The following is a 4,902-nucleotide window of genomic DNA, read 5'->3' as shown; positions in this document are numbered from 1 at the left end:
CCCGCCACGCACCAACCTGAAATGCCGCTTCTGCTCTGGCTCTGGCTACACGGCCACGGCCACGGCCACGGCCACGGCCACGGCCAGCACCCGCCCCCGCAGCCCGCTGAACACCCGCCCCGTTATACTCAGGCTATCGCGTCGCCCCCGGGACCATTGAAACCCTGCAACATCAATGGCTTGAAGGGTAAATCCGCTCCGTAATCCACCATGGTGGGGGTCGCTTCAGGCCTTCGCCCGGAAAACCATCACGCCATGCGTCTGTCCACGATCAAGCTGTCCGGATTCAAATCCTTCGTCGATCCGACCACGCTGCACCTGCCGACCAACATGACCGGCGTGGTGGGGCCCAATGGCTGTGGCAAATCCAACATCATCGACGCCGTGCGCTGGGTCATGGGCGAAAGCTCCGCCAGCCGCCTGCGCGGCGACTCGCTCACCGACGTCATCTTCTCCGGCTCCTCCGCCCGCAAGCCCGTCTCGCAGGCCGCCGTCGAACTGATCTTCGACAACACCGACCACACCATCACCGGTGAGTACGCCTCGTTCAACGAGATCTCGGTCAAGCGGACCGTCAGCCGCGACGGCAGCAGCAACTACTACCTCAACGGCACCAAATGCCGCCGCCGCGACATCACCGATCTGTTCCTCGGTACCGGCCTGGGGCCGCGCAGCTACTCGATCATCGAGCAGGGCATGATCAGCAAGATCATCGAGGCCCGGCCCGAAGATCTGCGTGTGTATCTGGAAGAAGCCGCCGGCATCTCCAAGTACAAGGAGCGCCGCAAGGAAACCGAAACCCGCATCCGCCATACCCGCGAAAACCTGGATCGCCTGGGCGACCTGCGCGAGGAAATCGGCAAGCAGCTCGAACACCTCAAGCGCCAGGCGCGCCAGGCCGAGCAGTACCAGGCGCTGCAGGAAGAGCGCAAGGTCAAGGATGCCGAGTGGAAGGCGCTGGAGTACCGCGGCCTGGACGGTCGCCTGGGCGGCCTGCGCGAAGCGCTGTCGCGTGAGGAAACGCGCCTGCAGCAGTTGATCGCCGAACAGCGTGACGCCGAAGCCCGCATTGAAACCAGCCGCCTGCGCCGCGAAGAGGCCTCCGATGCGCTCAACACCGCGCAGGCCGAGGTGTACCAGGTCGGCAGTACGCTGGCCCGGCTGGAGCAGCAGATCCAGCATCAGCGCGAGATGTCGCAGCGACTCAACAAGGCGCGCGACGAAGCCCAGCAGGCGCTGGCCGATCTGGGCCAGCACATCAGTGGCGATGAGGCCAAGCTGATGGTGCTGCGCGAGGCGGTCGATGACGCCGAGCCGCGCCTGGAGCAGCTGCAGGAAGAGAACGACATCAAACAGGAAGCCCTGCGCGACGCCGAGGCCCGTCTGGCCGATTGGCAGCAGCGCTGGGAAGCCCATACCCGCAATACCTCGGAAGCCTCGCGCGCCGGTGAAGTCGAGCGCACCCGGGTGGACTATCTGGACCGCCAGGTGCTGGAAGCCGACCGCCGCCGCGAGTCGCTGCAGGCCGAACGCGCCGGGCTGGATCTGGACGCATTGGCCGAGGTGTTCGAAGAGCTGCACATCCAGCACGAGACCCAGAAGGCCTCGCTGGACACGCTCAACGAGCAGGTCGAAGAACGCAAGCATGTCGTGGCCGGGTTGCAGGATCGCCAGCGCAGCGGCCAGACCGAGCTGGCCGAGATCCGCAAGCAGGCCCAGGCCGCACGCGGCCGGTTGTCTTCGCTGGAAACCCTGCAGCAGGCCGCACTGGGCCAGGAACAGGGCGCGGCAGTGGCATGGCTGAAGGCGCGTGGGCTGGATTCCGGTGCACGCGTCGGCGAGCGTCTGACCGTGGAAAGTGGCTGGGAAAACGCCGTGGAAAGCGCGCTCGGTCAGCTGATCGAAGGTGTGCTGGTCGATGCACCGGAATCGCTGGTGGATGCACTGGGCGAACTCGGTGAAGGCCGCATCGCGCTGGTCTCGGCGGAACAGGACGCGCTGACCGTCGCGCCGACCTCGTTGGCCGCGAAAGTGCAGGGCCCGACCGCGATCCGTCGCTTGCTGGCGCGCTTGCATGCTGCCGAAGATCTCGAGGCAGCGCGTGCACTGCAGGCCACCCTGGGTGAGGGCGACTCGGTCATTACCCGCGGCGGCGAGCGCTTGGGCGAGGGCTGGGTGCGCGTGTCGCGCTCCGGCGCGGCCAAACAGGGCGCACTGCTGCGTGAGCGCGAGATCGTCACCCTGCGCGAGCAGATCGACACGCTTCAGGACCGCGAAGCCGCACTGGAAGAGCAGCTGGCCGGGTTCCGTGACCAGTTGCTGGCCGGTGAGCAGCAGCGCGAAGACGCGCAGCGCCAGCTGTACCTGGCCCATCGCAGCGTCTCCGAACTCGGTGGGCAGCTGCAGAGCCAGCAGGGCAAGGTGGAGGCCGCGCGCACCCGCATCGATCGCATCGAAGGCGAATTGGTGCAGCTGCTGGAAACGCTGGATGCCGGCCGTGAGCAGGTGCGCGAGGCACGCTCGCGCCTGGACGATGCGGTCACCAGCATGGGCGATCTGGAATCGGTCCGCGCTGCGCTGGAAGGCGAGCGCCGACAGTTCACCGATGCCCGTGATCAGGCCCGCGATCAGGCCCGCAACGTACGCGAAGCGGCGCACTCGCTGGCACTGACCCTGGAATCACAACGGGCACAGATCGCCTCGCTGAGCCAGGCACTGGAGCGGATGAGCACGCAGCGCGGGCAGCTGGATACGCGCCTGGGCGAACTGCACTCGCAGCTCGATGAGGGCGATTCACCGGTCAAGACGCTGGAGGCCGAACACCAGAACGCGCTCGGCGAGCGCGTGCGTGCAGACCGCGTGCTCGGTGAGGCCCGTACGCTGCTGGATGGCATCGATGCCGAGCTGCGCACCTTCGAACAGACCCGCCATCAGCGCGACGAACAGGCGCTCGCACAGCGCGAGCGGATTTCCCAGCGCAAGCTGGACCAGCAGGCGCTGGTGCTCAGCGCCGACCAGTTGTCGGCCTCGGTGGAGAAAGCCGGGTTCGTGCTGCAGGACGTGATCAACGGCCTGCCCGAGGATGCGCGCATCACCGACTGGGAGCAGACGGTCCATCAGATCGACGGCCGCATGCGCCGTCTGGAGCCGGTGAACCTGGCTGCCATCCAGGAGTACGGCGAGGCCTCGCAGCGTTCGGAGTATCTGGACGCGCAGAACACCGACCTCACCACCGCGCTGGAAACCCTGGAAGACGCGATCCGCAAGATCGACCGCGAGACCCGCGGCCGCTTCAAGGACACCTTCGACCGCGTCAACGCCGGCGTGCAGCAGCTGTATCCGCGCCTGTTCGGCGGTGGCCACGCGTATCTGGAACTGACAGGTGAAGATCTGCTCGACACCGGTGTTGCGATCATGGCGCGGCCGCCGGGCAAGCGGGTATCGAGCATCTCGCTGCTGTCCGGTGGCGAGAAGGCGATGACCGCGGTGGCGCTGGTGTTTGCGATCTTCCAGCTCAACCCGGCGCCGTTCTGCCTGCTGGACGAGGTGGACGCGCCACTGGACGAAGCCAACGTCGGCCGCCTGGCCAACATGGTCAAGGAAATGAGCGAGAAGGTTCAGTTCCTGTTTGTGAGCCACAACAAGGCCACGATGGAGGCAGCGCACCAGCTTTCCGGCGTGACCATGCGCGAACCGGGCGTCAGCCGACTGGTCAGTGTCGACCTGGAGGAAGCCGCACGATTGGCGGGCGCGGCGTGACGTGCCATCCTTAAGTACCTGAATGATTTAGCCGGAGAACCTCCCGAATGTCCGACATGGCACTGCTCCGCATCGGCATCCTGGCCGCCGGCCTGCTGTTGATCGCTGCGATCTTCCTGTTTGGCCGTCCGAAAAAGAAAGTGCAGGGGCGTCGCGTCGAGGGTGCTGAAGGCACCAACGGCCAGCGCCGCGAGCCCGTACTGGGCGAGGGCGAGACCCCGGCCGATGGCGCTGCGCCCGTGATGGGCGAAGACGGCGTGACCCAGCCCGAGCTCGGCCTGCCCGAGGTGGATGCCGGTCCGGCCAGTGACCTTGGCAAGCGCACCACCCAGGATTTCGACAAGATCGTCTCGCTGTTCGTGGCCGCCCGTGCCGGTGAGCAGCTGCGTGGCGAAGACATCGTCGTCGCCGCGGAAAAGACCGGCCTGGTGTTCGGCCACATGAATGTCTTCCACCGTCTGGTCGAAGGCCATCCTGAGCGCGGCCCGATCTTCTCGATGGCCAGCATCATGAAGCCGGGCAGTTTCGACATGGCCAACATCCGCGAGATGGAAACGCCGGCGATCGCCTTCTTCCTGACCCTGCCGGCGCCGCTGACCGCGCTGGACGCCTGGGAAAAGATGCTGCCGACCGTGCAGCGCATGGGCGAACTGCTCGATGGCGTGGTGCTTGATGACAGCCGCAACGCCCTGGGCCGCCAGCGCATCGCGCACATCCGCGACGAACTGCGTGCCTACGACCGCCAGCACCAGGCCCCGCCGCTGACGAAAGCGCCGCGCTGGTGATCAAGCAGAGCCGACCAACGGTCGGCTCTCCATTTACCCGTTGCGGCTGACCACCGCCTCGAACGCCTCACGGAATCGCGCCATCTCGGCCTCGGTGCCGACGGTTACCCGCACCCGCCGGGGCCAGATCGGCCAGCTGCGGCCGATGACCACGCCGCGCTCGGCCATCGCTGCGGAAAACGCTGCGCCGTCACGCTGCACATCGACCACGAAACAGTTCGCTTCGGAAGGCACGCAGGTAAAACCGTGCTTGCCCAGCCAGCCGATGGTCTGCTGCCGCACCACGGCATTCTCCGCGTTGCGCTGTGCAATCAACCCGGGATCGCGCAGGCTCGCCAGGCCGGCGGCCACCGCCGTG

At 66.6% G+C, this 4,902-nt stretch carries 3 protein-coding genes; 2 read left to right on the top strand and 1 reads right to left on the bottom strand.

Annotated elements, in window-relative coordinates:
• Positions 1–255 precede the first annotated feature (255 nt).
• Positions 256–3,759 carry a chromosome segregation protein SMC gene (gene smc, locus ACE026_RS14125; protein ID WP_486039469.1) on the top strand — a complete coding sequence of 1,168 codons (3,504 nt, stop codon included), beginning with the start codon at positions 256–258 and terminating at the stop codon, positions 3,757–3,759.
• Positions 3,760–3,806: 47 nt separating this feature from the next.
• A complete protein-coding gene (gene zipA, locus ACE026_RS14120) occupies positions 3,807–4,544 on the top strand; it encodes a cell division protein ZipA (RefSeq protein ID WP_486038337.1) in 738 nt (245 codons plus the stop codon).
• A gap of 33 nt (positions 4,545–4,577) precedes the next feature.
• Here zipA and ACE026_RS14115 read toward each other — a convergent pair.
• Positions 4,578–4,902: aminotransferase class I/II-fold pyridoxal phosphate-dependent enzyme (locus ACE026_RS14115; protein WP_486039468.1), on the bottom strand; the 325-nt coding region annotated here is incomplete at its 5' end.

This window comes from Stenotrophomonas sp. AGC87 (assembly GCF_057333975.1).
This window is presented reverse-complemented; position numbering and strand designations above follow the sequence as displayed.